Source organism: Providencia sp. PROV174 (assembly GCF_028480685.1).
Taxonomy (GTDB): domain Bacteria; phylum Pseudomonadota; class Gammaproteobacteria; order Enterobacterales; family Enterobacteriaceae; genus Providencia; species Providencia rettgeri.
The window spans coordinates 22,866-48,300 of sequence record NZ_JAMPOT010000001.1 but is presented as its reverse complement, the minus strand read 5'-3'; the positions used below and the strand labels follow the sequence as shown (position 1 = coordinate 48,300).

Genomic DNA, 25,435 nt, shown 5'->3' with positions numbered 1-25,435 from the left:
CTTTGTGTTTCTACTAATTGGTAGTAAAACGCAGCTGATTTAAATTTCCTTGGAGCACAATATCGGTTCTTAAAGTCGCAATATCTCGGCAAATCAATGCAATCTCCTGCTGGTTGATTAACTTTTTTTGCCATTTCTCTTCAATGTTATCTAAATTGGCAAATATATTTTCAATTGAGTGGTATTGCTGCAAGAGTATTGTCGCACTTTTGGGGCCAATGCCCGCAACACCAGGAACTTTACTGCTACTGATCCCGGCAAGTCCCCAATAATCAGGGAGCTGCTCAGGAGAAACGCCAAATTCCTTTTCGATGAAAGGGATATCAAGCCAGCGCTTTTGAAAATAATCGCGAATTCTTAAGTTAGGGGCTAGTAGTTGGCAGTAACCTTTATCTGTGGATACGATGGTAACAGTGTGCCCCGAACCTGCAATACGTGTTGCTAAGGTAGCGGCTAAATCATCGGCTTCATCTCCTTCAGACTGCCAGCAGTGAATCCCTTTCTCTTTAAATAAGGCTACCAATACGGGGAGTTCAGTATGCAAATCTTCAGGCATAGGTTGCCGACCTGCTTTGTAATCGGGCAGTTTTTCATGGCGCCAGCTTTGATGGCGCCCTTCTTCATCGAACACCGCAACAATGTGTGTGGCATTAGTATGGGCGATCAACTGTGATATTGCAGATAAACAAGTTTCTCCACACGGGCTTCCTTGTACCGCGTGGATACGGCGTATTAAGTTTAATGCATCAATAATTAATAAATGGATCATAAATACGCCATCATTTATTTATTTCACGATTTCATAGCAAGGTTCGTATGCAGTGCCGCCAGGTAATTTCATACGATGTTGTTCAACGAAGCCTTGTAATAGCACATCCATACGCTTCATTAGCTCACTATCGCCGTGAATTTTGAATGGTCCATGCTCTTCGATGGCTTTCATTCCAAATTCTTTCACGTTACCAGCCACAATACCGGAGAAAGCGCGGCGTAAATCTGAAGCTAGCTTTTCAGGTGCTTCTCCTGGATGGAGGTTTAGTGATGCCATATTTTCATGCGTTGGTTCGAATGGATGCTGTAAATCGTGAGCAATTTTAATTGACCAGTTAAAGCTATAGGCGTCACCGGTGCTACGACGATTTTCTTTAACTTGTGGCATGCTACGTTTCATTACACGAGCGACTTCCTGAGCATCATCAATAATAATTTGGTAATGCTTACTGGCTTCATCACCTAAAGTGTGGCGAATAAAATCATCTAAAACTTCAAAGTATTCTGCACTTTCTTTTGGACCCGTTAAAATCAGCGGTAGAACTTGTTCACTGTTGGCCGGGTCCATCAAGATACCAAGTAAATAAAGCAACTCTTCAGCGGTACCAACACCACCAGGGAAGATAATAATCCCATGACCTAATCGAACGAATGCTTCTAAACGTTTTTCGATATCAGGCATAATGATGAGTTCGTTCACTAATGGATTTGGCGGCTCAGCTGCGATAATTGAAGGTTCAGTTAAGCCAATAAAACGGCTATTTTTGTATTGTTGTTGTGCATGGCCAACAGCGGCACCTTTCATTGGTGCTTCCATCGCTCCCGGGCCACAACCAGTACAGATATTGAGTTCACGCAAGCCAAGCTCGTTACCAACCTTACGGCCATATTGGTATTCAATTTCATTAATTGAGTGGCCTCCCCAGCAAACAATCATACTTGGGTCTTCATCAATGTGTAGGGCACGAGCATTACGCAAGATAGAGAAAATCATATTGGTGATATGCGTGCCGTTTTCGAGGTCTAGATTAAATTGTTCTTTGGCATGTGTAATCTGCGCATGAACGAATAAAATGTCACGTAATACGGCAAACAGGTTTGCTTGTAAGGTGCGGATGATTTTACCATCAACAAAGGCTTTCTCTGGGGGCTCGATAAGTTCAAGCTTAACACCACGTTCGCGACGTAATACATTGATATCAAAATCTTTACTTTTTTCTAATAGTTCTTTACTGCTATCAGTTAAGCTGCCTGAATGCAAAACGGCTAAAGAGCAATTCCTAAATAATTGGTACAAATCGCTACTGGCCGTGCGTTTTAGCATATCAACTTCAAGTTGAGAGAGTAGATCCATAGATCCTAATGGACTGATATGAGTAATCAAGTAGTACTCCTTTACCCCATGGGTTCTTGATATGTGAATTGTACTGTAAATGTATTAATTACATTTACTTTTCAACTAGATATATTTATTGCCGTGATAAACGACCTAATTCAGGCGTAAATTCTTCATTACTACGCCATGGGTTTATATCAAGCCCTCCACGACGAGTATAGCGTGCGTAAACACTTAATTTTTCAGGTTTACATAATTGCATAATATCAGTGAAAATGCGTTCAACGCATTGTTCGTGAAACTCATTATGATGGCGAAATGAAACCAAGTAACGTAATAAGGCTTCGCGATCAATTTTTGGTCCACGATAGTGGATCTGTACAGAGCCCCAGTCAGGTTGATTGGTAATTAAACAGTTTGATTTTAATAAATGGCTCACTAACGTTTCGTCGACAGCCTGTTGTTGGGTACAATTCGCCAAATAGTCACGATTAAACTCATAATTATCAATATCAATTTCTTGCTCATCAATACATGCGCCAAGTAATGGCTGGATAGGCTGATGAGAAAAGTGCTCTAATTTATGAAGTGTAACGCTTACTTGTCCATTAGCACAGCGGCTTAAATCATTTTGCAAAGCGCTTCGCACATTTTCCCAAGTTTCAAAACGCGTTTGGTTAAAACTGTTTAGATAAAGCTTAAAACTTTTAGACTCAATTAAATTTTCGCTATTTGCATCAACACTAATCGAGCCTATCGCGACTTGGGGAACACCACGCTGATTTAGCCATGAAAGCTCGTACATTGTCCAAATGTCAGCACCGTGAAATGGAAGCGACTTAGCGTGAATTGCTAAAGGATCACGATTTAAGCTACGAGGAACGGCTTGTAATAATGTGGCATCATACAGGTCATGATAAGCCGTTTTTTTCCCAAGAGTTAAATTATTAAGTGCGGGATTATTCTGATAGTGTGACATAGGAGTCCTTATACTTCATAAACTGAAAATGAGGCTAACAGGTAAAAATTGGGATATTTTCTTCGTCTGTGAACTTCTGTCATAATACCATTTATCGGCAACATTGACGCCTTTCTCTTTAAATTGACTACAAAAAATACATAATTATGAATACATCACATTCTGTCGCACTACAAAATTTTACTCAGAAATATGTTTCACAATGGCATCAACAAACGGGACTACCTCCTGCATCAGCAGACTTATATGGTATTCCATCTCCCTGTATTGTCCGCACAGGTGAAAATTGGGTTTACTGGGAGCCTCAACCATTTCCAATAAAGAATGCTAACTTGGATAAAGTTGCGACAGCATTAGAGATTAATTTACAAAGTGATATCCATACTTTTTATACGACACAGCTTGCTGGTGATATGAAAGCCATATTTCGTGACATTACGCTGAGCTTAGTGCAAGTATGGAATGAAGATGATTTCATCCGTTTGCAAGAGAATTTAATTGGTCATTTAGTCACTCAAAAGCGTTTAAAACTATCCCCCACGCTCTTCATCGCGACTTTAGAATCTGAGATTGAAATGATATCAATGTGTAATCTCACGGGGGAAATTATATTAGAAAAATTTGGTAGTCAGGACAGGCGTGTACTTTCTTCGAATTTAACAAGTTTTCTTGATGAACTAGTGGTTGTTGTTGAACCTCAGGGGTAAGTGTTTTTAAGTGGGTTTGTGTAAGTAAATACCTACAATTAAACTAAGTAATTTCTTAAAAAATGATCTTTATATTGTAATGATAATTATTTAACTTTTAATTTCATGGCGTTACTACCTAGTTGGCGTTTTGCGAATGTTTTTACTGCTTTATTGTTTATTTTGCTAGGTTGTTTCATTAATAGATTTAATGCATTCTTATCTCGCTGGACAGGGTAAACTCGTTTAGCTTTTTATACCTTTATGTGAGGTGTAAAAATTGTTTAAAACAAGGCGATGGAACGCGATTAGATGATGAATCTATGAATTTGTTTTAATCAACAGGATGTTGAATGACGGGAAGTCATTTTGCAGGATGCGTAAATTTTAAAATATGAGCCAGTCAGCTTAGGTTGACTGGCTTTTTTAGTTATGAATCATTCGTAGCGGAATGATGTTAAAGTGTTAAAGGTAATTTATTGGAGAAAATCAATTCGTTAAGCTAATTGAATTCTTGGTTAACGAGGTGATAATATCTTGAGTCATGGCATCGCGTAGTGCTTCTCGGCGGCGAAACTCAGCACGACGCTGGCTTTTCACTGACTCAATATCTCGTACAGGCTCTTGAATGGGTAATTGGAACCAACCATCAGGTGTTTTCGTTGCACTACATTCTTGCCAAAACGTATCGTAACTTGATTTCAAATGCTGGCTCTTGATATGGCACTGGTTTGAAATTCCTAATATTGATTTTACCTGAAAGAAGCTTGCTACGGCATAAATTGCTGACATTAATAAGTTTTTTGGTCTCATTCCATGCATCTGCTTTGTTATCAACCTAACTTGGTCGACACTTTGTTCAGTGGAAGGACCTTGCAAAGAGCACACGTATAGTTGTCCTTCAGGGCCAAAGGAAAAGCTCATTAAGTAAATATCGTCACCCGTTTCATTTCTCAAATGTAGAGTGAGATCGCCTTCCCGAGGATATTGAGAGTAAATCAAAGTTAATTGAGCGAACTCGCCTGATTTTAATTCAATGTTTGCCACGAGAAGCCCTTCCCGTTTTGCAGAAAACATCGCTTCAATAGCTTCAGGTTTAAATGTGTTTTCAATTAAGTTGAGAGTGTAGCTGGCGGTTAATAGCTTTTGCTTTCCACTCCATGCTTTATGCAGGTACTTATTTATGGGGCGTTCAATAAAGCGAGGAACACCTTCAATAACTGAAGAAAGCTGGGCACTGTGGTAGTTTTGGCACATAGCTTGATAATGCTGATATTGTGACGAAGGTAGCTTTGAAATGCGTACTTTTCTTTTAAATTCAACATACTTGGATTTTAAAACTTTCCAAGTTTTATTTTCCTTGCGCCACTGTTTTAGTCGTCCCATAGATAAACCATTTTGTTGTTAATTATTATGTAAATACTAAATTAATAAAACATTTAATCATACATGTGTTATCTGCAACAAAATATAAACGAATCTTATTAAACGGGTTGTTAACTTAATAGCTGGGATAATAATTATAAATAAGCAAAATAAATAAACTTGTATTTGCTAACTTTTAACCCCATTTATCCGACAGAATTGTGATAGAAAATACCGTATATTTGCCACAGCCATCACTAAATGAGTTTAAGCATGAATATTGAACAACGTATTATTGAGAAACTTCGCCACTTAGAAGAGGAAATGAAATTAAAATCTCTTTGGAATGAACAACCGCCGTTACCGGAAGCGTTTAACAGTGTAGAGCCTTTTTGTATTGATACAATGGAGGCTATTGAGTGGCTACAGTGGATTTTGATACCTCGTCTTCAAATGTTAATTGAGCAAGAGGCAGTACTGCCAACTAATTTTGCAGTCGCGCCTTATTTTGAAGAAGCTTATAAGCATGATGAAGAAGAACAATACACGCTAATTATTAATCACTTGCGTGAATTAGATGGCTTTTTCTCAACGAAGACCCGCGGGTAATTTATTGATGTTGGAAATTATTTATCACGATGAATATATGGTGGCGGTGAATAAGCCTGCGGGTATGTTAGTGCACCGCAGCTGGCTGGACAGTAAAGAAACCGTATTTGTGATGCAAACATTACGTGACCAAATTGGCCAGTATGTTTATCCCATTCATCGCCTCGATAGGCCTACCTCAGGTATATTACTTTTTGCATTATCGAGTGAGGTTGCAAGGCTGTTATCGGCTCAATTTGAAAACCATCAACTAGAAAAAGTGTATCACGCCGTTGTTCGTGGTTATTTAACCGAAGAGCAAACCATCGATTATCCGCTATTAGAAGAGTTAGATAAAATTGCAGATAAACATGCGTCACGTGAACCTGTTTTACAGGAATGCGTTACCCACTGTAAACCGATAGCAACAGTTGAATGTGCCATTGCGATTGGGCGATATGAAACATCAAGATTTAGTTTAGTTGAGTTAAAACCTGAAACTGGTCGTAAACATCAATTGAGAAGGCATATGTCTCACCTTCGTCACCCTATTATTGGTGATAGTAAGCATGGGGACTTACGGCAGAATAGAGGGGTGAATACACATTTTTCAGTGTCTCGCTTGATGTTACATGCCAGCTTATTAAATTTAAATCACCCAATAACAAAAGAAAATATATCGTTAGTTGCCACGTGGGATACACAATGGTTGTCATTAATTGAGCAATTTGGATGGTCAGATAAAGTTGCAAAATTAGGGATAAACGTCATTAACTCATCAAGTTAACTATGAAATAGAGGGAATATTATGTCAAAAATAGGCATTTTTGTTGGTACTGTCTATGGGAACTCTTTAGCTGTTGCAGAAGTGGCACAAGAAGTTTTAGAGCAGCAAGGGCATGAAGTGGTTGTTTTTGATGAGCCCACCTTGAGCGATTGGCAACTTTATAATTCAGGCCATGAAATTGCACTTATTGTTACTTCATCGACAGGGCAAGGGGATTTACCTGATACAATCGCCCCATTATATAGCGAAATCAAAGATGTTGTCGGTTATCAACCCGATTTGCGTTATGGCCTAATTGCTTTAGGCGATAGCAGTTATGAAAGTTTTTGCGGAGCAGGAACTCGTTTTGATGAGCTGTTAGCTGAGCAATCAGCAACTCGTATTGGTGATATCTTATTTATTGATGCGATTGAAGTGGATGTTCCCGAGGAGTTTGCTAAGCCTTGGGTTGAAGCATGGGCAGAGCTACTTTAAATATCTGCACCGTAGTATTACCAGTATTAATGATAAATATCGGCAGTACTACGGCGCAGTAAATCAATCGTTTCGCCTGTAAATTATTTACGGGTCAATTTTTCTAGATCCGCTTCAATTTCCGCGATCTTGTTTGAAACCACATGTTCAAGATGGCGTAAATCATCAAGAATTTTGTGTTTTAAATCAATATCAGTTTGATCTGTTTGGCAAATTTGGTCTAGTTCTTCGATGGCATAACGCAGGTTAGTGTTAATTTCATTAATTTCTTTGAAATTATTATTACCATCCGCAATGGTTTTACGCTGGCGTGGATATTTGAATTTTACGCTTTTAGCGAAAAACTCCCCTTTATCTTTGCGAAAATAAATTTTTAAAATGTCATTATTCGCTTCTTGGCGTAAGGTGTAGCGGTCGATGTCTTGAGGGTTACTGATGCCTAAACTTTTCAAATTATCGTACATGTTAGCTCGCTTTACTGTAGAGACAGAGTCGGTGAACAAAGTGATAGTGTGAGCAGGCCGTAACAATATCGGTCTATTTCTCGTTAATAAATTATCTATTCTACCCATCTGGGTGATAGATTGAATGATGTTATTATGCAAACAGCATCATTATAATGAAAAATAAAATAATACAGTTTTATTAGAGGTAAACGGCAAAAGCTACGGACATATTATGCGCGATTTCTAGAAATTGACAAACTTCTCTTTGCAATTAATGCGCTAATATTAAAAGGTAACGCTGATATGGCCACCCGAGTTGCATACGAGTGTATGCGATTCGGGATAGCTTCGGTTTTTAACCTAATTACAATGGCTCATGACAAAAACTTATTATAAAAACCAGTAACAGGTTTGGTATGAGATTCTAGGTGGTTAATTACTCATCAATCGTTCTTAATAATTCATTAATGCCTACTTTGCCGCGAGTTTTCTCATCGACTTTTTTAACAATGACCGCGCAATACAGGCTATAGCGGCCATCTTTTGATGGTAAATTACCCGAAACAACTACGGAGCCAGCCGGGACTCGGCCGTAATGAATTTCACCTGTTTCACGGTCATAAATTTTGGTACTTTGCCCCAGATAAACTCCCATTGAAATAACGGAGCCTTCTTCAACAATCACACCTTCAACCACTTCTGAACGAGCACCAATAAAGCAGTTGTCTTCAATAATCGTTGGGTTGGCTTGTAGTGGCTCTAAGACACCGCCAATACCCACGCCACCAGATAAATGTACGTTTTTACCAATCTGCGCACATGAGCCCACGGTTGCCCATGTATCCACCATTGTGCCTTCATCAACGTAAGCACCAATGTTGACATATGACGGCATTAATACGCTATTTTTAGCGATATAAGCGCCTTTGCGTACAGCCGCTGGAGGAACAACTCGGAAACCTTCTTTCTCGAAGCGAGCTTGGTCATAATCCGCAAATTTCATCGGCACTTTATCGAAATAACGGCTTTCTGCACCGTCAATGACTTGGTTATCTTGAATGCGAAAGGATAACAAAACGGCTTTTTTCAGCCATTGATGGGTAACCCAAACGCCGGCAATTTTTTCAGCTACACGCAATTTGCCGCTATCGAGTAATGCAATGGTATCTAGCACGGCTTGTTTCACCGAGCTTGATACGGTATTTGGTGTGATACTAGCTCGCTCTTCGAACGCTTGTTCAATGATCGCTTGTAAATGCTGCATTGATTGTATTTTCCTCTTGAATGACATAAAAGTGAACGTTCACCATGAAAATGTGATGGACGCTATATTTTATCCTTCGATTTTAGGGTTTCTGTCAACCTTTCTGATAACTCTTGTTGCATATTTTTAGTCAACGCTTTGTGATCTTTATCTGCTAACACAAAGAAATCTTCCACTTTTTCGCCAATTGTGGTGATGCGTGCGCCATACAGAGAAATTTCCATTTGAGCAAAAATATGACCGATACGAGCTAATAAACCCGGTTGATCCAAAGCGAACAGCTCCATATAAGAGCGACGTTCGTTAGTGGAATGTAGAAAATTGACTTTTGTTGGTACGGTAAAGTGACGTAATTTTGACGGTAGAGTACGAGGCTTAGGCAGTGAAATTTCGGGTTGCTGAACGGCTAATAACAACATTTTTCGAATATGATCGTATCTGTCTTTGGATAGAGGGCTACCGTTAGGCTCCAGTACGACGAAGGTATCCATGGCCATATTGTCTTTGTTAGTAAAAATTTGAGCACTGTGAATGCTTAAATTTCGTCGATCTAATTCGCTGGCGACAGCGGCAAATAAATGGGGTTTATCATGGCACCAAATAAAAATTTCTGTTCCGCCATGTTTAGGCTGCGTGCTGATTAACACTAAAGGCTGGCTCAAATCATGGGCCAGCAGGTGCTTAGCATGCCATGCTAACTGGGATGGTGTGTGACGTAAAAAATAATCTGCATGGCAGCGAGACCATAACCCTTGTAGTTTCTCTTCATCAATTGACGATTGACGTAGTAATGATAAAGCCTGATAACGATGGTGACGAATACGTTCACGTAAGTCAGGGGTACTTTGCATGCCTTGATTTAATTGATGTTCTGTAGATAAAAATAGTTCACGAATTAAACTCTGTTTCCAACTATTCCACAGAGTGCTATTTGTCGCGCAAATGTCCGCGACAGTTAGGCACATCAAGTAGTTAAGCCGTGAAACGGTTTTAACTTCCCCTGCAAATTGTTTAATGACATCAGGGTCTTGAATATCACGTCGTTGAGCGGTTACTGACATCAATAAGTGATTTTTCACCAACCATGACGCCAATTCAGCTTCTTTGGTAGAAAAATCATGTAGTAAGGCAAAATCATAAACAAAGTCAGAGCCGAGATCGGAGTGATCTCCTGAGCGACCTTTAGCGATATCGTGGAAAATCGCCGCTAATCGTAAAAGTTCAGGTTGCAATAATTTAGGATAAACACTGACACAAAGAGGGTGATCTCGTCGGTTTTCTTCTAAGGTAAAGCTATCAATTTTTTGCAGCACACGAATAGTATGTTCATCAACGGTATATGCATGGAATAGGTCGAACTGCATTTGCCCGACGATATTGCTCCATAGCGGTGTGTAAGCGCTTAATACACTATGAAGGTGCATGGGAACAAAAGCACCTTTGATTGCTCTGGGGTGGCGTAGAATTTTGATAAACAGTTTTCGGGCTTCAGGGATTTCACATAATGGCACTGAAAGGTTACGGCGCGCGTAACGAAGCTGACGCAATGTGGTGGAATAGATCCCTGTAATATTTGGATAGCGAGCCATTTGATAAAACATTTTTAAAATAGCAGCTGGTTGCTTAATAAATAACTCTTCATCAATAACATCAATCAATGACCCGCGTAATTGGAATAGCGAATCAATAGGGCGCGGTTTTTCGTTAGGGTTGAGTGTTAAAATGGCTTCATCAAATAATTGTAATAGCATTTGATTGAGTTCCCTCACCCGGCGAGTGACACGATAGAAATCTTTCATCATTCGTTCAACGGGTTGGTTCTTTTCGCCCTCATAACCCAGTAACCGAGCCACGCTAAATTGGCGGTCAAATAGTAGACGATTATCATGACGTTTCACCACCAAATGGAGTGCAAAACGAATTTTCCATAAAAACATTAAGCACTCTTTGAGTTCTTGGCGCTCTTCTTCGGTGAGAAAGCCAAAGCCCACCATTTCATCGACGGTGGTTGCGCCAAAATGGCGCCTGCCGACCCACAGTAAGGTATGGATATCTCGCAATCCCCCAGGGCTACTTTTAATATCAGGTTCTAAATTATAGCTGGTGCTATGGTAGCGTTGATGGCGCTCTTGTTGTTCTTCAATTTTTGCAGCAAAAAAGACCGCGGAAGGCCAAAAATCATCGCTAAAAATGGTTTTTTGTAATTGTAAAAATAGGGTGACATCACCACAGATTAACCGTGATTCAATGAGATTAGTTGCAGTGGTTAGGTCTGCATTTCCGGCTTCAATGCATTCAGCGAGCGAACGAACACTGTGGCCGATATCAAACCGTAGATCCCACAATAGAGTAATAAATTGCCCAATTTTGCTAGCGATGTACTCTGGAAGAGGGGTTTTACTTAACACTAAAATATCAATGTCAGAAAGTGGATGCAATTCGTGGCGTCCATAACCCCCAACCGCGATTAGTGACATATCTGGTTGCTTATCAAATTGAAAGGATTGCCATAATCGTGTTAATAAGGCATCAAGGTAGTCACTACGTAAGTGAATGAGGTCGACAACATCTTTACCTTGGTTAAAAGCCTCTTCGAGCCACTGATCAAAATTATCGACATGTTGTCTTAATGAATTAAGTTCAAGGTCATGAGTACTAAATTGATTAGGGGATAGGTAGGAAGCTGAATTTACAGTCATCTTTATCTTTCCGTATTGATAGCAATAGGGGGGTAGCTACCAGCTTACGGTTTTTTGATAAAAATGAACAGAGGAAGAGCCTTCGGTTAGGAAGGCTCTACAGAGAAGATTATTCGTTAACTAATACTGCTGAGATAAACGGTTCTTCTTCTTTACGCAGTGTGAGGATTTCACAGCCGTTATCTGTCACAACTAACGTGTGTTCATATTGGGCAGACCAACCGCGGTCTTTGGTTTTAACTGTCCAACCATCTTTCATGGTGCGAATACGATGATCGCCTGTATTGACCATAGGCTCAATGGTAAAAGTCATCCCTTTTTGCAGGATCACGCCACTGTCGTCAGCGTCATAGTGTAGAACTTGTGGTTCTTCATGGAAACCTTGGCCAATGCCGTGGCCGCAATATTCACGCACAACGGAGAAATCTTGTTTTTCGACAAATTCTTGAATGGCTTTACCCAAAGTACGTAAGCGAATACCCGGTTTAACCATGCGAATTGCTAAATACAAACTGTCTAGTGTGACTTGGCAAAGGCGTTCACCTTGAATCGTTGGTTTACCAACGATAAACATTTTGGAGGTATCGCCATGGAAACCATCTTTAATGACGGTGACATCAATATTGACAATATCGCCATCTTTCAAAATTTTATCATCACTAGGAATGCCGTGGCAGATGACATCATTGACGGAAATGCAAACTGATTTAGGAAAACCGTGATAATTTAGGCACGCAGGGATAGCTTGCTGTACGTCAACAATATGTTGATGACATAGGCGATCTAATTCACCCGTACTAACTCCCGGCACAACGTGCGGAGCAATCATTTCTAATACTTCTGCGGCTAAGCGGCCAGCAACGCGCATTTTCTGAATATCTTCTTCAGTTTTGATAATAATAGCCATGAGTGTAGTCCATTCATGCCAACATTGATTAATGGCATGTTAAAAAAGAGGGGTAAAAATAGGGAGCCCATTTTACATCGATGAGACATATGGTAACAGCCACCGCATTTTCTGCCAACTAGCTATCGAATGGATTCGAAAGTCGAAGTTGCTTTATAGTAGATAAGGAAAGGAGCAGAGCTTGTTCATTTTGAGCTTTTAACAGCACAAAGTGCAAAGTAGTAATGAAGGCCATCTAGAAGACATTGCAAAAATAAGGCTTTTTTATCTTGTCAAATAGCGTCTATAATTGACCTGAGCAATGGTTAAATATTGCTCAGGTCAATGGCTTTAAACCAAATCCACTTTTAGGCACTTTTGTGAGCGAAAAAAACAACAAAAGTTGGCTTCTAGGTTGGTTTTATGGTATAAAGCGCGCCGGCAATCCATATTATTTCTTATCACCATCATCGAAATGACATTTTATGGCATCAAGATGAAGTCGCTGATAAAAATATTGGATGTGCGAAACTTAAAACTCAATTGTGTAATAACACACACAAATCGACACGTGCACCGGGGTGCTCTTATGCGTTTTTTAACGCAGCTTTGGAGTCGGTAGCATGGGATTTGTGGAGGCATAACCCCAATTACTTAAATACAGAGGTATTAAATGGCAACTGTTTCCATGCGCGATATGTTACAAGCAGGCGTACACTTTGGTCACCAGACTCGTTACTGGAACCCAAAAATGAAACCTTTCATTTTCGGTGCGCGTAACAAAGTTCATATCATCAACCTGGAAAAAACTGTTCCAATGTTCAACGAAGCTCTGGCTGAATTGACTAAAATTGCTTCTCGTAAAGGCAAAATTCTGTTTGTCGGTACTAAACGTGCTGCAAGCGAAGCCGTTCAAGAAGCTGCTAACAGCTGTGACCAATATTTCGTTAACCACCGTTGGTTAGGCGGAATGTTGACTAACTGGAAAACCGTTCGTCAGTCAATCAAACGTCTGAAAGATTTAGAAATTCAATCACAAGACGGTACTTTTGACAAACTGACTAAGAAAGAAGCGCTGATGCGTACTCGTGAACTTGGTAAGTTAGAAAACAGCTTAGGTGGTATCAAAGATATGGGCGGTTTACCTGACGCTCTGTTCGTTATCGATGCAGACCACGAACACATTGCTATCAAAGAAGCAAACAACCTGGGTATCCCAGTATTTGCTATCGTTGATACTAACTCTGATCCAGACGGTATCGACTTCGTTATCCCTGGTAACGATGATGCAATCCGTGCAATCAAACTGTATCTGGGCGCTGTAGCAAGCACCGTTCGTGAAGGTCGTTCACAAGATCTAGCTGTTCAAGCAGAAGAAAGCTTAGTAGAAGCTGAATAATAAGGCCCAAACCCTTATTTAGGTATTGCTATACAGGTACTGCTATATGTTAGAAGGGGCCTGATTTAGGCCCCTTTTATATATGAATCAGAACTATCCACGTGGGGAAGACTCCCACGGGGAATATCGAGGAATAAATCACATGTCTGGAATTACCGCTGCATTGGTAAAAGAACTGCGCGAACGTACTGGCGCAGGTATGATGGAATGTAAAAAAGCACTTGTTGAAGCTAATGGCGACATCGAATTAGCGATTGATAACATGCGTAAATCAGGTCAAGCAAAAGCGGCTAAAAAAGCAGGTCGCGTTGCAGCTGAAGGTGTTATCCTGACTGAAGTTTTCAACGGTGGTAAAACAGGTGCTCTGGTTGAGCTGAACTGCGAAACTGACTTCGTTGCTAAAGATGCAGGTTTCTTAGCATTCGGTAAAGAAGTTTTAGCTTCTGTTGTCGCTGACAAAAATGCTGACATCGATGCACTGAAAGCAAAATTCGAAGAAGCTCGTACAACATTAGTTGCGAAAATTGGTGAAAACATCAATATTCGTCGTGTTGCTATTCTGGAAGGCGCGCAAGTAGGTAGCTACCTGCACGGTGCTCGTATTGGTGTTTTAGTTGCGGCTGAAGGCGCTGACGAAGAATTACTGAAACACATCGCTATGCATATCGCTGCAAGCAAACCTGAATATGTGACTCCAGATGATGTTCCTGCTGATGTTGTTGCTCACGAGCATCAAATTCAGTTAGACATCGCAATGCAATCTGGTAAACCACGCGAAATCGCTGAAAAAATGGTTATCGGTCGCATGAACAAATTCACTGGCGAAATCTCTCTGACTGGCCAGCCTTTCGTAATGGATCCAAGCAAATCTGTTGGTGACTTACTGAAAGAGAAAGGTGCTACTGTTTCTGGTTTCCTTCGTTTCGAAGTAGGTGAAGGTATCGAGAAAGTTGAAACTGACTTTGCAGCAGAAGTTGCTGCGATGAGCAAGTAATCAACTAAGGGCCGCCAATTGGCGGCTCTGTTTTATATACGTATATTCCCCCGCGATGTTAGCGTCATCGGCATACGCTAGAATTTGTGTATAAAAAATTATATTTAAACTAATTAAAAATTTTAGGTACGTAGGACCGTGTGATTCTACGTGTGTTACCCCAATAAATATCTGTTAGGACAGAACACCATGGCAACCAATGCAAAACCCGTTTATCAGCGTATTCTGCTTAAATTAAGTGGCGAAGCCTTACAAGGCGCAGAAGGTTTTGGTATCGATGCTAGCGTTTTAGATCGTATGGCTCAGGAAATTAAAGAACTCATAGAACTGGGTATACAGGTCGGTGTGGTTATTGGCGGTGGTAACCTGTTTCGTGGTGCTGGTTTGGCACAAGCTGGCATGAACCGTGTTGTCGGAGACCACATGGGGATGCTAGCAACGGTGATGAACGGACTCGCGATGCGTGATGCATTACATCGCGCCTATGTGAATGCAAGACTGATGTCTGCGATCCCACTTAACGGTGTCTGTGATAACTATAGCTGGGCAGAGGCCATTAGCTTGTTACGTCACGGCCGCGTTGTTATTTTTTCGGCAGGAACAGGAAATCCATTCTTTACGACAGACTCCGCTGCGTGCCTTCGTGGTATTGAAATTGAAGCGGATGTCGTGTTAAAAGCCACAAAAGTTGATGGTGTATACTCAGCTGACCCAGCTAAAGACCCAGATGCGGTTCTTTATGAAAATCTGAGCTACCAAGAAGTGTTGGAACGTGAACTTAAAGTGATGGACTTAGCGGCATTCACATTAGCACGTGACCATAATTTACCGATTCGCGTATTCAATATGAATAAGCCGGGCGCTCTACGACGCGTAGTTATGGGCGAAAATGAAGGAACTCTGATTTCTCACAATTAATACTCAGAGACATGACCTGAGTTTAAATGTATTATCTAATATAAATTCAGACAATTTAAGCGAGGTCGCATGCGGCCTTTAATAACCAGTTCTTAAGGGTTGAAAACGTGATTAACGAAATCCAAAAAGATGCTCAAGACCGTATGGAAAAGAGCCTTGAAGCATTCAAAAACCAAATTAGTAAAGTTCGTACAGGCCGTGCATCTCCAAGCCTGTTAGACGGTATCTCTGTTGAATATTACGGTTCAGCAACACCTCTGCGTCAATTAGCTAACGTTACTGTTGAAGATTCACGGACATTAGCGATTTCTGTTTTTGACCGTAGCATGTCACCAGCGATTGAAAAAGCAATCATGGCATCAGATTTGGGCCTGAACCCATCATCAGCGGGTACTGTTATCCGTGTTCCACTTCCTCCATTAACGGAAGAACGTCGTAAAGACTTAATTAAAGTGGTTCGTGGTGAGGCAGAGCAAGGCCGTATCGCAGTTCGTAACGTTCGCCGTGACGCTAACGACAAAGTCAAAGCGTTACTGAAAGATAAAGAAATCAGTGAAGATGACGAGCGTCGTTCACAAGATGATATCCAAAAACTGACTGATAGCTACATCAAGAAAGTTGATGAAGCATTAGCGCAAAAAGAAGCAGAGCTGATGGAATTTTAATCCATCATAATAATAAAGCCACCAATGCAGACGGTAAAAGTGTGCGTTAGCGTGGCTTTATTATTTTTCAAGTTTATTAAAAAATCCTTTCTAACCTCTAAGCTGATATAATCTCAGTATTGAATTAATACAGAGTACTCAATCACTATGAAACGTCTGACAATCCTAGGTTCTACAGGCTCAATTGGTACAAATACACTTTCTGTTGTTCGCCAAAATCCCGAAAAATTTCAAATTGTTGCTTTAGTGGCAGGAAAAAATGTCACTGAAATGGCGAAACAGTGCCTTGAGTTTAATCCGAAATATGTCTCAATGGCGGATGAATTATCAGCAAAAGCCTTAAAAACTATTTTGATTGAGCATAACTGCAAGACTGAGGTTTTGTCAGGAAAACAAGCGGCTATTGACCTCGCGGGCCTTGATGATGCCGACCAAGTTATGTCAGCAATTACCGGAGTTGCCGGTTTACTTCCTACCTTGGCTGCAATACGTAAAGGTAAAAGAATATTATTAGCGAATAAAGAGTCTTTAATTACCAGTGGCCGTTTATTCTTTAATGAGATTCGTAAGCACAATGCAACCGTATTTCCTATTGATAGCGAGCATAATGCTATTTTCCAAAGTTTACCGGAAATTATTCAACGCAATTTAGGCTTTGCTGATTTATCAGCTTCGGGTATTTCAAGTATTGTTTTGACCGGTTCTGGCGGGCCATTTAGGGATACACCATTATCGCATTTTGATAACGTGACACCTGATGAAGCATGTAACCACCCAAATTGGTCAATGGGACGAAAAATATCAGTTGATTCAGCGACAATGATGAATAAAGGTCTAGAATATATTGAGGCTTGCTACTTTTTTAATGCGAATGCTGAGCAGATGGAAGTGATTATCCATCCTCAATCCGTTATTCATTCTATGGTTCGGTATAAAGATGGCAGCGTGATAGCACAACTTGGTACGCCTGATATGCGCACTCCGATTTCATATAGTATGGCTTATCCTCAACGTATTATATCTGGTGCGAAACCTCTTGATTTTGCAACGCTTTCATCATTAACGTTTGTTCTGCCTGACTACCAACGCTATCCTTGCTTGAAGCTCGCAATTGATGCCTGCCATCAAGGGCAAGCTGCTACAACCGCACTTAATGGCGCAAATGAAGTGACTGTTGCGGCCTTTCTTGAAGGTAAAATACGCTTTACGGATATAGCAAAAATTAACCACAGTGTATTAGATAGCCAAGTTTTTTCTGAACCTGTTTCAATTGAAGAGGTCTTAGAAATCGACGAGCGAGCACGTAAAAATGCAGAAAAAATAATCGCTCAGACAATTTAACGCTGGTATGTGTTTTATTTAGTTGCTGATAGCCATAATAACTCTTTAATATGTGACGTGTTTAAAAAAAGAAAAATAACATAGCACTACTTTGAGAATTAAGGATGTGTCTTATCAGCAAATTCAATAATAGTAGTTATTATTGGTCTGTATACTCAAAGTGGTACTCACAAGGATTAATATTTAATGAACTCTAGTGGTGAAAATCTCTCTGATTCAATGATGCCTAAGCATGTTGCTATCATTATGGATGGTAATGGTCGATGGGCAAAGCAAAGAGGGAAACTCAGAATTACAGGTCATAAGGCAGGTGTTGAATCTGTCCGTAATTCGGTGCGTTTTGCGGTGAAAAATAAAATTAGTTCGCTCACATTGTATGCATTTAGTAGTGAAAACTGGAGACGACCAGAGAAAGAAGTAAGTTCTCTAATGGAACTATTTGTTTTTGCTCTTGATAATGAAGTTAAGAACCTGCATAAAAACAATGTAAAACTAAAAGTCATTGGTGATATTAGTCGTTTTAGTGAACGCCTCAGAAAAAGAATTGATAAGGCAGAAGCATTAACGCAAAACAACACTGGGCTAAAACTGAATATAGCCGCGAACTATGGTGGTCGCTGGGACATCAGTAACAGTGTAAAACAAGTATTTGCAAAGGTACAAAGTGGTGAGCTTTCCATTGATGACATCAATGAAGAAAATATTAATGACCATATTTGTATGCATGATCAAGAAAATGTCGATTTAGTCATTAGAACCGGTGGGGAGCATCGCATTAGCAACTTCCTATTATGGCAAGTCGCTTATGCGGAATTTTATTTCACCAACGTTTTGTGGCCAGATTTTGATGAAATGGTGTTTCAGAGTGCAGTTGATGCTTTTAGTAAGCGTGAGCGCCGTTATGGTGGAGCTGAATCAGATGATGAACTGGGCAAGGAATAGGGGATAGATGTGCTGAAATATCGTTTACTTACTGCGATAGTCTTAATACCGATTGTAATAGCAGCTCTGTTTTTACTTTCCCCAGCAAATTTTGGGCTTGTCGTAATTGCGGTTTGTGCTTTAGGCGCTTGGGAATGGGCACAATTTGTCGGCTGGCATTCACAAGCTAAACGTGTCGGGTTGGCGGTTGTTTTTGCAGCAATATTACTTGCAATGCAATTTTCTATTTCCGATATAAACCTGTTCTCCTCTGAGCCTATGGTTTTGTATGGCCTGTGGGCAGGTCTTATTTGGTGGGTAATAGCGATTATTTTAGTAGTTACCTACCCTGCATCGGCTTCTTGGGGTAAATCAGCCATTATCCGGTTGTTATTTGGCGTGTTAACGATTATCCCGTTTTATTGTGGAATGATGGTTTTAAGAACCGTGGGTTATCAAAGTGATACATTCTTCGGTGCTTGGTGGTTACTGTATGTTATGTTGCTGGTTTGGGGGGCTGACTCAGGTGCCTATGCATTTGGTCGTACTATCGGACGCAACAAAATGGCACCTAAGGTATCTCCCGGTAAAACATGGGAAGGCTTAGTCGGTGGACTGATTACTGCTGGGATTATCTCATGGTTATTTAGCGCCTTTGCACCAATCCCTGTGATGCCTGATTATTTACTAGTGACTTCAATTATTGTTGTTGTAGTATCAGTATTTGGTGATTTGACCGAAAGTATGTTTAAGCGTCAATCAGGTATTAAAGATAGTAGCCACTTAATTCCAGGGCATGGCGGTATTTTAGATCGTATTGATAGCCTGACGGCAGCAATCCCTGTTTTTGCTGGGCTAAATTTGTTAATTTTTAACGGTTTTGGTCTTTAGGAAGATACATGGGATTTATTTGGAGTTTAGCTGCGTTTATTATTGCGATTGGTGTGCTGATTACAGTACATGAATATGGTCATTATTGGGTCGCTCGCCGTTGTGGTGTTTATGTAGAACGTTTTTCTATTGGTTTCGGGAAGACGTTATGGCGTAAAGTCGATAAACATGGCACTGAGTTCGTGTTAGCCATGATCCCGTTAGGGGGTTATGTCAAAATGCTTGATGAACGTGTTGGAGAGGTTGCTCCTGAGCGTCGTCATCAAGCGTTTAATAATAAAACAGTAGGTCAACGAGCTGCCATTATTAGTGCGGGGCCTATTGCGAACTTTTTATTGGCAATTGTTGTCTATTGGATTGTCTTTATGATTGGCGTTCCTTCTGTGAAACCTGTCATTGAAGATGTAAAACCAGGTTCTATTGCGGCAATTGCAAATTTTGAACCAAAAATGGAACTAAAATCTATTGATGGCATCGAAACTCCTGATTGGAATTCAGTTCGTTTAGCATTGGTCAGTAAAATAGGTGACCGCGAACTGACTGCACAAGTATTACCGAGTGGTTATAATGAACCGATGACAAAAACGGTTGATTTAACGACTTGGCAGTTTGATCCTGAGAAACAAGATCCAATTTTGTCGGTAGGGATAATGCCTGTTTCTGCAAAAATTGACCCTGTCATTCAAAAAGTCACTGAGGGGTTAGCTGGCGAACGAGCAGGTTTACAGAAAGGTGACAGAATAGTCAGTGTTAACGGGGAGGTATTAGGCCTTTGGAACCCAGTAACACGAATTATTCGTAATAACCCAGGTGTACCGTTAAAACTAGAAGTACAACGGTCGCAACAATTAGTTTCACTCACGTTGACTCCTGATAGCCAAGATGGACAACGCGGAGAGAAAATTGGGTTTGCAGGCGTAGAACTTTCAGTGTTACCGTTAGCAGATGAATATAAAATGGTGCAGCAATATGGGCCATTCTCTGCGTTTTACCAAGCCAGTGATAAGACGTGGCAGTTAATGAAGTTGACGGTCAATATGATGGGTAAACTGGTTGTTGGGGATGTCAAACTCAATAACTTGAGCGGTCCGATATCTATCGCTAAAGGTGCGGGGGTATCCGCCGAGTCAGGCTTGGTATATTATTTGATGTTTATTGCGCTTATTAGCGTCAATTTAGGTATCATCAATCTGTTTCCATTGCCTGTTTTAGATGGGGGGCACTTGCTCTTCTTATTAATTGAAAAAATTAAAGGAAGTCCAGTGTCTGAGCGAGTACAAGACTTTAGTTTTCGGATAGGTGCAATGGCATTGATTCTGTTAATGGGACTTGCACTTTTTAATGATTTCTCTCGCTTCTAATTTTTATAAGCTGGGGACCAGTAAGGAATACGCATAACAACGATGGCGATGAAAAAGTTGCTCATAGCGTCGCTGCTTTTAGGCAGCGCCACTGCATACGGTTCAGACGGATTCGTAGTTAAAGACATTCGTTTCGAAGGTCTACAACGCGTCGCCGTTGGTGCAGCATTATTGAACATGCCAGTTAGGGTTGGCGATTCAGTTGATAACGATGATATCAGCCGTTCGATCCGTTCCCTATTTTCAACCGGTAACTTCGAAGATGTTAGGGTCCTGCGTGATGGAAACACGCTGATCGTTCAAGTTAAAGAGCGGCCAACGATTGCCAGTATCACTTTTACAGGCAATAAGTCTGTTAAAGATGATATGCTCAAGCAGAACTTGGAAGCTTCAAATATCCGCGTTGGTGAGGCACTTGACCGCACGACAATTGCGAATATCGAAAAAGGTTTAGAAGACTTTTACTATAGCGTTGGTAAATATAATGCAACAGTAAAAGCTGTTGTAACACCTTTACCACGTAACCGTGTGGATTTAAAATTTGTTTTCTCTGAAGGTGTTTCAGCTCAAATTCAGCAAATTAATATTGTAGGTAATAAAAATTACACTACAGCAGAATTAGTTAATAAGCTGCAATTGCGTGATGATGTGCCTTGGTGGAACCTTGCTGCTGACCAAAAATATCAGAAGCAAAAACTGGCAGGTGACTTAGAAACTCTGCGCAGTTTTTATCTAGATCGCGGTTATGCACGTTTTAACATTGACTCCACGCAAGTCAGTCTGACTCCAGACAAAAAAGGCATTTATATTACGATTAATATCACTGAAGGCGACCAATACAAAATATCGGGTGTCGAAGTTAATGGTAATGCTGCTGAACACTTAACTGAAATCCAAGAACTTATCACTATCACACCGGGAGAGTTATATAACGGTGCTCAAGTGACAAGCATGGAAAACAAAATCAAAGATATGTTTGGCCGCTATGGTTATGCATATCCTCGAGTAATGACACAGCCTGAAATCAACGATGCAGATAAAACAGTTAAATTGCATTTAAATATTGATGCAGGTAACCGTTTCTATGTGCGTGAAATTCGTTTCCAAGGGAATGACACCAGTAAAGACACCGTTTTGCGCCGTGAAATGCGCCAAATGGAAGGGGCATGGCTTGGAAATGACCTTGTTGAATTAGGTAAAGAACGTCTGAATCGTACCGGTTATTTCGAAACTGTTGATGTTGAGACTCAACGTGTGCCAGGTAGCCCTGACCAAGTAGATGTTATCTACAAGGTTAAAGAGCGTAATACAGGTTCAATGAACTTCGGTATTGGTTTTGGTACTGAAAGTGGTGTGAGCTTCCAAGTTGGGGTTACACAAGATAACTGGTTAGGTACAGGTAATGCGGTTGGTATTAACGCAAGTAAAAATGACTACTCAACTAACGTTGAATTCTCATTTACTGACCCGTATTTCACCGTGAATGGTGTGAGCTTAGGCGGTCGTATTTTCTATAACGACTTTAGTGCGAAAGATGCGGATCTATCAGGCTATAACAATAAAACGTATGGTCTAGACAGTTTCTTAAGCTTCCCGTTCAATGAAAATAACTCTTTCCGCGTCGGTGCGGGTTATGTTCATAACCGACTTTCAGACATGCGTGCTCAAGCTGCCATGTGGGATTACCTTGACTCTATGGGTAAAAATCCACCAGTTACAGAAAATGGGCGTAATAAAGAAAGTTTTGATGCGGATGACTTTACGCTTAACTTAGGTTGGACTTATAACTCGTTAAACCGTGGTTTCTTCCCAACATCGGGTAATAAAACGAACGTATCGGGTAAAGTAACAATACCTGGCTCTGATAACGAATACTATAAACTGCGCTTTGATACTGCACAGTATTACCCACTGGATGAAGACCAAACTTGGGTAGTTCTTGGACGTGCACAAGCAGGTTATGGTGATGGTATTGGCAGTAAGCAAATGCCATTCTACGAAAACTTCTATGCGGGTGGTTCAAGCACCATTCGTGGTTTCCGTTCGAATAATATCGGTCCAAAAGCGGTTTACTTGAAGAAAATTAATGGTGTGGATGGCCCTGAGCCAGGAAGCCCATCAAGTGATGCAGTCGGTGGTAATGCGATGTACGCGGCATCATTTGAGTTAATCACTCCGACTCCATTTATTGACGAGAAGTATTCGAACTCAGTTCGTACGTCTCTGTTCGTTGATGCGGGTACAGTATGGGACACTAATTGGAACAGTATCAATTCTGATTGGCGTAAGGGTATGCCTGACTATGGTAAGGCAACTAACGTCCGTGCTTCTGCGGGTGTTGCTTTACAATGGATGTCTCCACTTGGACCACTGGTCTTCTCTTATGCGCAGCCGATTAAGGACTACGAAGGGGATAAATCAGAACAGTTCCAATTTAATATTGGTAGAACGTGGTAATCTATTCCAGTTTCTACTCATGATGGCTCCCATAATTTTATGGGAGCAACCAAAATTTCCAGCCATACGTATGGGTTAAGGAGTTTAGTGTGAAAAAATTGTTGTGTGCAGCGGGTGTGAGTATTGCTTTAGCAATGTCTGCGGGTGCTTATGCTGAGAAAATCGCTATCGTCAATGTTGGTGAAATTTTCCAAAATATGCCTGCGCGTGAAGCCGTTGCTAAACAGCTTGAAAGTGAATTCAAAAGCCGTGCGACTGAGTTACAAAATCTAGAAAAAGATTTGCAAACTCGTGTTGAAAAATTGCGCCGTGATGGTGCAACGATGAAGCAAAGTGAGCGCGAAAAGCTTGAATCTGAACTCATGACTAAACGTGATCAATTCGCTGAAAAAGCGCAAAAATTTGAAGAAGACAACCGTCGTCGTCAAGGTGAAGAGCGTACTAAAATTTTAACTCGTATTCAGGACTCTATTAAGTCTGTTGCCGCTAAAGAAGGCTATGATGTCGTTATCGATGCAAATGCAGTTGCTTACGCAAAAGATAGCGTTGACATTACAAGTCAGGTCCAAAAACAGGTTAAATAATAGATGTCTTCAATTCGATTGGCTGACCTTGCTCAGCAGTTGAATGCGCAATTACACGGTGATGGTGATATTACCATCACCGGTATTGCTCCAATGCATTCAGCGAATAATCAACAGATTACTTTTCTATCTGACAGCCGTTATAGTGACAAATTGGCCGAATGCCAAGCTGCAGCGGTGGTTCTCACAGCAAAAGATCTCGAAGCATGCAAAGTGGCTGCACTGGTAGTGGATAACCCATACCTTGCTTATGCACGCATGGCTCAAATTATGGATACAACGCCAAGTCCGGCTGAAGATATCCACGCATCAGCGGTAATTGCTGATGATGCAAAACTCGGTAAGAATGTCGCAATTGGCGCAAATGCTGTTATCGAAAGTGGTGTTGAACTTGGCGATAATGTGGTGATTGGCGCAGGTTGTTTTGTGGGTAAAAACACACGCATAGGCACAGGGACCCGTTTATGGGCAAATGTCAGCGTCTACCACAATATCGAAATTGGTGCACATTGTTTAATTCAATCTGGCACCGTGATTGGTTCAGATGGCTTCGGTTATGCGAATGATCGTGGTAATTGGATCAAAATTCCTCAGTTAGGTACAGTGATCATCGGCGATCGTGTTGAGATCGGAGCAAGCACAACGATTGATCGCGGTGCGTTAGATAACACTGTGATTGGGAATGGGGTTATTATCGATAACCAATGCCAAATTGCACACAATGTCATAATTGGTGATAATACCGCAGTTGCTGGCGGGGTTATCATGGCTGGTAGTTTAAAAATCGGCCGTTACTGCATGATTGGTGGTGCTAGCGTCATCAATGGCCATATGGAAATTTGCGATAAGGTCACAGTAACAGGAATGGGTATGGTCATGAGGCCTATCACTGAACCAGGAGTATATTCTTCAGGGATTCCTTTACAGCCTAATAAAGCTTGGCGTAAAACAGCTGCTTTAGTCTTAAGTATCAATGAGATGAATAAGCGACTGAAACACGTTGAGCGTGAATTAGATAGCCAAAATCAAAAAAATCAGTAATCATTTTGTAATTCAGGCTAAAATAGTTATCTGAGTTACGTTTTCCGGCCTGCCAGTTAACCTAATTTATGGGTTAAAGCAGGCCGATTCATTAATTAAACCGTATTAATAGACAGGAAGAGTATTTCGATGAGTGATAATCATACTCTGAATATAGAAGAAATCTTAGAACTGCTTCCACACCGTTACCCATTCCTTTTGGTTGACCGTGTATTAGATTTTGAAAAAGGCAAATCATTGCGTGCAGTGAAAAATGTGTCATTTAACGAGCCATTTTTCCAAGGGCACTTTCCAAGCAAACCCATTTTTCCTGGCGTATTAATTTTAGAAGCCATGGCACAAGCGACTGGGATCCTTGCGTTTAAAAGCGTTGGAAAATTAGAGCCTGGTGAGTTGTACTATTTTGCTGCGATAGACAATGCGCGTTTTAAACGTCCTGTTCTACCAGGAGACCAAATGGTCCTAGAAGTAGAATTTATTAAAGAACGTCGCGGAGTTGCACGTTTTAAAGGTGTTGCTAAAGTTGATGGAGAAGTGGCCTGCGAAGCAGAAATGATGTGCGCCCGTCGCCGTGAGGTCTGA

General features: G+C 40.8%; 24 protein-coding genes. 16 read left to right on the top strand and 8 right to left on the bottom strand.

Annotated features, from left to right (window positions below):
- Positions 1–13: 13 nt before the first annotated feature.
- From xni to queF, 3 genes are all read right to left on the bottom strand, one after another.
- Complete coding sequence (xni, locus tag PSE60_RS00230; RefSeq protein WP_210836168.1) at positions 14–769, bottom strand: flap endonuclease Xni; 756 nt, start codon at positions 767–769, stop codon at positions 14–16.
- A gap of 18 nt (positions 770–787) precedes the next feature.
- Positions 788–2,155, bottom strand: coding sequence for a nucleotide 5'-monophosphate nucleosidase PpnN (gene ppnN, locus PSE60_RS00225; RefSeq protein WP_210836169.1), 1,368 nt, complete (start codon positions 2,153–2,155; stop codon positions 788–790).
- A gap of 85 nt (positions 2,156–2,240) precedes the next feature.
- Positions 2,241–3,086, bottom strand: coding sequence for an NADPH-dependent 7-cyano-7-deazaguanine reductase QueF (gene queF / locus PSE60_RS00220; RefSeq protein ID WP_272664255.1), 846 nt, complete (start codon positions 3,084–3,086; stop codon positions 2,241–2,243).
- A 146-nt stretch (positions 3,087–3,232) separates the two neighbouring features.
- On the opposite strand from queF, the gene syd reads away from it, so the two are divergent.
- Positions 3,233–3,793, top strand: coding sequence for a SecY-interacting protein (syd, locus tag PSE60_RS00215; RefSeq protein WP_272664254.1), 561 nt, complete (start codon positions 3,233–3,235; stop codon positions 3,791–3,793).
- Between the two features lie 468 nt (positions 3,794–4,261).
- Here the strand turns inward: syd and PSE60_RS00210 are convergent, their stop codons facing one another.
- The gene (locus PSE60_RS00210; RefSeq protein ID WP_210836174.1) at positions 4,262–5,158 is read right to left on the bottom strand and encodes a DUF535 family protein; all 897 of its coding nucleotides are present in this window, start codon (positions 5,156–5,158) and stop codon (positions 4,262–4,264) included.
- Positions 5,159–5,410: 252 nt separating this feature from the next.
- Here PSE60_RS00210 and PSE60_RS00205 point away from each other — a divergent pair, with 252 nt between their 5' ends.
- The 3 genes from PSE60_RS00205 to PSE60_RS00195 are packed head-to-tail and all read left to right on the top strand — an operon-like array spanning position 5,411 to position 6,986.
- Entirely contained in the window at positions 5,411–5,746 is a 336-nt protein-coding gene (locus PSE60_RS00205) for a YqcC family protein (protein WP_272664253.1), read from the top strand.
- 7 nt (positions 5,747–5,753) lie between these two features.
- Positions 5,754–6,512: a tRNA pseudouridine(65) synthase TruC gene (truC, locus tag PSE60_RS00200; protein WP_115167788.1), complete on the top strand. Its 759-nt coding sequence runs from the start codon at positions 5,754–5,756 to the stop codon at positions 6,510–6,512.
- Positions 6,513–6,533: 21 nt separating this feature from the next.
- Entirely contained in the window at positions 6,534–6,986 is a 453-nt protein-coding gene (locus PSE60_RS00195) for a flavodoxin (protein WP_272664252.1), read from the top strand.
- A gap of 83 nt (positions 6,987–7,069) precedes the next feature.
- Here the strand turns inward: PSE60_RS00195 and PSE60_RS00190 are convergent, their stop codons facing one another.
- The 4 genes from PSE60_RS00190 to map all read right to left on the bottom strand — a co-directional run bounded on the left by PSE60_RS00190 (position 7,070) and on the right by map (position 12,302).
- Complete coding sequence (locus PSE60_RS00190; protein WP_004908747.1) at positions 7,070–7,450, bottom strand: DUF3461 family protein; 381 nt, start codon at positions 7,448–7,450, stop codon at positions 7,070–7,072.
- A gap of 418 nt (positions 7,451–7,868) precedes the next feature.
- Complete coding sequence (gene dapD / locus PSE60_RS00185; protein WP_004908750.1) at positions 7,869–8,696, bottom strand: 2,3,4,5-tetrahydropyridine-2,6-dicarboxylate N-succinyltransferase; 828 nt, start codon at positions 8,694–8,696, stop codon at positions 7,869–7,871.
- A gap of 62 nt (positions 8,697–8,758) precedes the next feature.
- Entirely contained in the window at positions 8,759–11,395 is a 2,637-nt protein-coding gene (gene glnD, locus PSE60_RS00180; protein WP_272664251.1) for a bifunctional uridylyltransferase/uridylyl-removing protein GlnD, read from the bottom strand.
- Positions 11,396–11,504: 109 nt separating this feature from the next.
- Positions 11,505–12,302, bottom strand: coding sequence for a type I methionyl aminopeptidase (gene map / locus PSE60_RS00175; protein WP_210836180.1), 798 nt, complete (start codon positions 12,300–12,302; stop codon positions 11,505–11,507).
- A gap of 652 nt (positions 12,303–12,954) precedes the next feature.
- Between map and rpsB the strand changes: the two genes are divergently transcribed.
- The 12 genes from rpsB to fabZ all read left to right on the top strand — a co-directional run bounded on the left by rpsB (position 12,955) and on the right by fabZ (position 25,435).
- On the top strand, positions 12,955–13,680 hold the full coding sequence (gene rpsB, locus PSE60_RS00170) for a 30S ribosomal protein S2 (protein WP_004908759.1): 726 nt from the start codon (positions 12,955–12,957) through the stop codon (positions 13,678–13,680).
- A 142-nt stretch (positions 13,681–13,822) separates the two neighbouring features.
- Positions 13,823–14,674 (top strand): translation elongation factor Ts, encoded by an 852-nt coding sequence (gene tsf, locus PSE60_RS00165; RefSeq protein ID WP_004908761.1) that lies wholly within the window; start codon positions 13,823–13,825, stop codon positions 14,672–14,674.
- A 189-nt stretch (positions 14,675–14,863) separates the two neighbouring features.
- The gene (pyrH, locus tag PSE60_RS00160; RefSeq protein ID WP_004257499.1) at positions 14,864–15,592 is read left to right on the top strand and encodes a UMP kinase; all 729 of its coding nucleotides are present in this window, start codon (positions 14,864–14,866) and stop codon (positions 15,590–15,592) included.
- Positions 15,593–15,699: 107 nt separating this feature from the next.
- The gene (gene frr / locus PSE60_RS00155) at positions 15,700–16,257 is read left to right on the top strand and encodes a ribosome recycling factor (RefSeq protein WP_210836181.1); all 558 of its coding nucleotides are present in this window, start codon (positions 15,700–15,702) and stop codon (positions 16,255–16,257) included.
- A 147-nt stretch (positions 16,258–16,404) separates the two neighbouring features.
- On the top strand, positions 16,405–17,598 hold the full coding sequence (gene ispC, locus PSE60_RS00150) for a 1-deoxy-D-xylulose-5-phosphate reductoisomerase (RefSeq protein WP_272664250.1): 1,194 nt from the start codon (positions 16,405–16,407) through the stop codon (positions 17,596–17,598).
- Between the two features lie 186 nt (positions 17,599–17,784).
- The gene (gene uppS / locus PSE60_RS00145; RefSeq protein WP_109911801.1) at positions 17,785–18,540 is read left to right on the top strand and encodes a polyprenyl diphosphate synthase; all 756 of its coding nucleotides are present in this window, start codon (positions 17,785–17,787) and stop codon (positions 18,538–18,540) included.
- 9 nt (positions 18,541–18,549) lie between these two features.
- Positions 18,550–19,410 (top strand): phosphatidate cytidylyltransferase, encoded by an 861-nt coding sequence (gene cdsA / locus PSE60_RS00140; protein ID WP_210836184.1) that lies wholly within the window; start codon positions 18,550–18,552, stop codon positions 19,408–19,410.
- An 8-nt stretch (positions 19,411–19,418) separates the two neighbouring features.
- Positions 19,419–20,771 (top strand): sigma E protease regulator RseP, encoded by a 1,353-nt coding sequence (rseP, locus tag PSE60_RS00135; RefSeq protein ID WP_272664249.1) that lies wholly within the window; start codon positions 19,419–19,421, stop codon positions 20,769–20,771.
- Positions 20,772–20,813: 42 nt separating this feature from the next.
- Entirely contained in the window at positions 20,814–23,228 is a 2,415-nt protein-coding gene (gene bamA, locus PSE60_RS00130; RefSeq protein WP_272664248.1) for an outer membrane protein assembly factor BamA, read from the top strand.
- Between the two features lie 89 nt (positions 23,229–23,317).
- On the top strand, positions 23,318–23,812 hold the full coding sequence (skp, locus tag PSE60_RS00125) for a molecular chaperone Skp (protein WP_115167781.1): 495 nt from the start codon (positions 23,318–23,320) through the stop codon (positions 23,810–23,812).
- A 3-nt stretch (positions 23,813–23,815) separates the two neighbouring features.
- Positions 23,816–24,853 (top strand): UDP-3-O-(3-hydroxymyristoyl)glucosamine N-acyltransferase, encoded by a 1,038-nt coding sequence (gene lpxD / locus PSE60_RS00120; protein ID WP_272664247.1) that lies wholly within the window; start codon positions 23,816–23,818, stop codon positions 24,851–24,853.
- A gap of 129 nt (positions 24,854–24,982) precedes the next feature.
- On the top strand, positions 24,983–25,435 hold the full coding sequence (fabZ, locus tag PSE60_RS00115; protein ID WP_004257450.1) for a 3-hydroxyacyl-ACP dehydratase FabZ: 453 nt from the start codon (positions 24,983–24,985) through the stop codon (positions 25,433–25,435).

Excerpts from the sequence above, each read along its gene's own strand:
- xni (WP_210836168.1), bottom strand. The coding sequence starts at position 769 with ATGATCCATTTATTAATTATTGATGCATTAAACTTAATACGCCGTATC.
- queF (WP_272664255.1), bottom strand. The coding sequence starts at position 3,086 with ATGTCACACTATCAGAATAATCCCGCACTTAATAATTTAACTCTTGGG.
- syd (WP_272664254.1), top strand. The coding sequence starts at position 3,233 with ATGAATACATCACATTCTGTCGCACTACAAAATTTTACTCAGAAATAT.
- PSE60_RS00210 (WP_210836174.1), bottom strand. The coding sequence starts at position 5,158 with ATGGGACGACTAAAACAGTGGCGCAAGGAAAATAAAACTTGGAAAGTT.
- PSE60_RS00205 (WP_272664253.1), top strand. The coding sequence starts at position 5,411 with ATGAATATTGAACAACGTATTATTGAGAAACTTCGCCACTTAGAAGAG.
- truC (WP_115167788.1), top strand. The coding sequence starts at position 5,754 with ATGTTGGAAATTATTTATCACGATGAATATATGGTGGCGGTGAATAAG.
- PSE60_RS00195 (WP_272664252.1), top strand. The coding sequence starts at position 6,534 with ATGTCAAAAATAGGCATTTTTGTTGGTACTGTCTATGGGAACTCTTTA.
- PSE60_RS00190 (WP_004908747.1), bottom strand. The coding sequence starts at position 7,450 with ATGTACGATAATTTGAAAAGTTTAGGCATCAGTAACCCTCAAGACATC.
- dapD (WP_004908750.1), bottom strand. The coding sequence starts at position 8,696 with ATGCAGCATTTACAAGCGATCATTGAACAAGCGTTCGAAGAGCGAGCT.
- glnD (WP_272664251.1), bottom strand. The coding sequence starts at position 11,395 with ATGACTGTAAATTCAGCTTCCTACCTATCCCCTAATCAATTTAGTACT.
- map (WP_210836180.1), bottom strand. The coding sequence starts at position 12,302 with ATGGCTATTATTATCAAAACTGAAGAAGATATTCAGAAAATGCGCGTT.
- rpsB (WP_004908759.1), top strand. The coding sequence starts at position 12,955 with ATGGCAACTGTTTCCATGCGCGATATGTTACAAGCAGGCGTACACTTT.
- tsf (WP_004908761.1), top strand. The coding sequence starts at position 13,823 with ATGTCTGGAATTACCGCTGCATTGGTAAAAGAACTGCGCGAACGTACT.
- pyrH (WP_004257499.1), top strand. The coding sequence starts at position 14,864 with ATGGCAACCAATGCAAAACCCGTTTATCAGCGTATTCTGCTTAAATTA.
- ispC (WP_272664250.1), top strand. The coding sequence starts at position 16,405 with ATGAAACGTCTGACAATCCTAGGTTCTACAGGCTCAATTGGTACAAAT.
- uppS (WP_109911801.1), top strand. The coding sequence starts at position 17,785 with ATGAACTCTAGTGGTGAAAATCTCTCTGATTCAATGATGCCTAAGCAT.
- rseP (WP_272664249.1), top strand. The coding sequence starts at position 19,419 with ATGGGATTTATTTGGAGTTTAGCTGCGTTTATTATTGCGATTGGTGTG.
- bamA (WP_272664248.1), top strand. The coding sequence starts at position 20,814 with ATGGCGATGAAAAAGTTGCTCATAGCGTCGCTGCTTTTAGGCAGCGCC.
- lpxD (WP_272664247.1), top strand. The coding sequence starts at position 23,816 with ATGTCTTCAATTCGATTGGCTGACCTTGCTCAGCAGTTGAATGCGCAA.
- fabZ (WP_004257450.1), top strand. The coding sequence starts at position 24,983 with ATGAGTGATAATCATACTCTGAATATAGAAGAAATCTTAGAACTGCTT.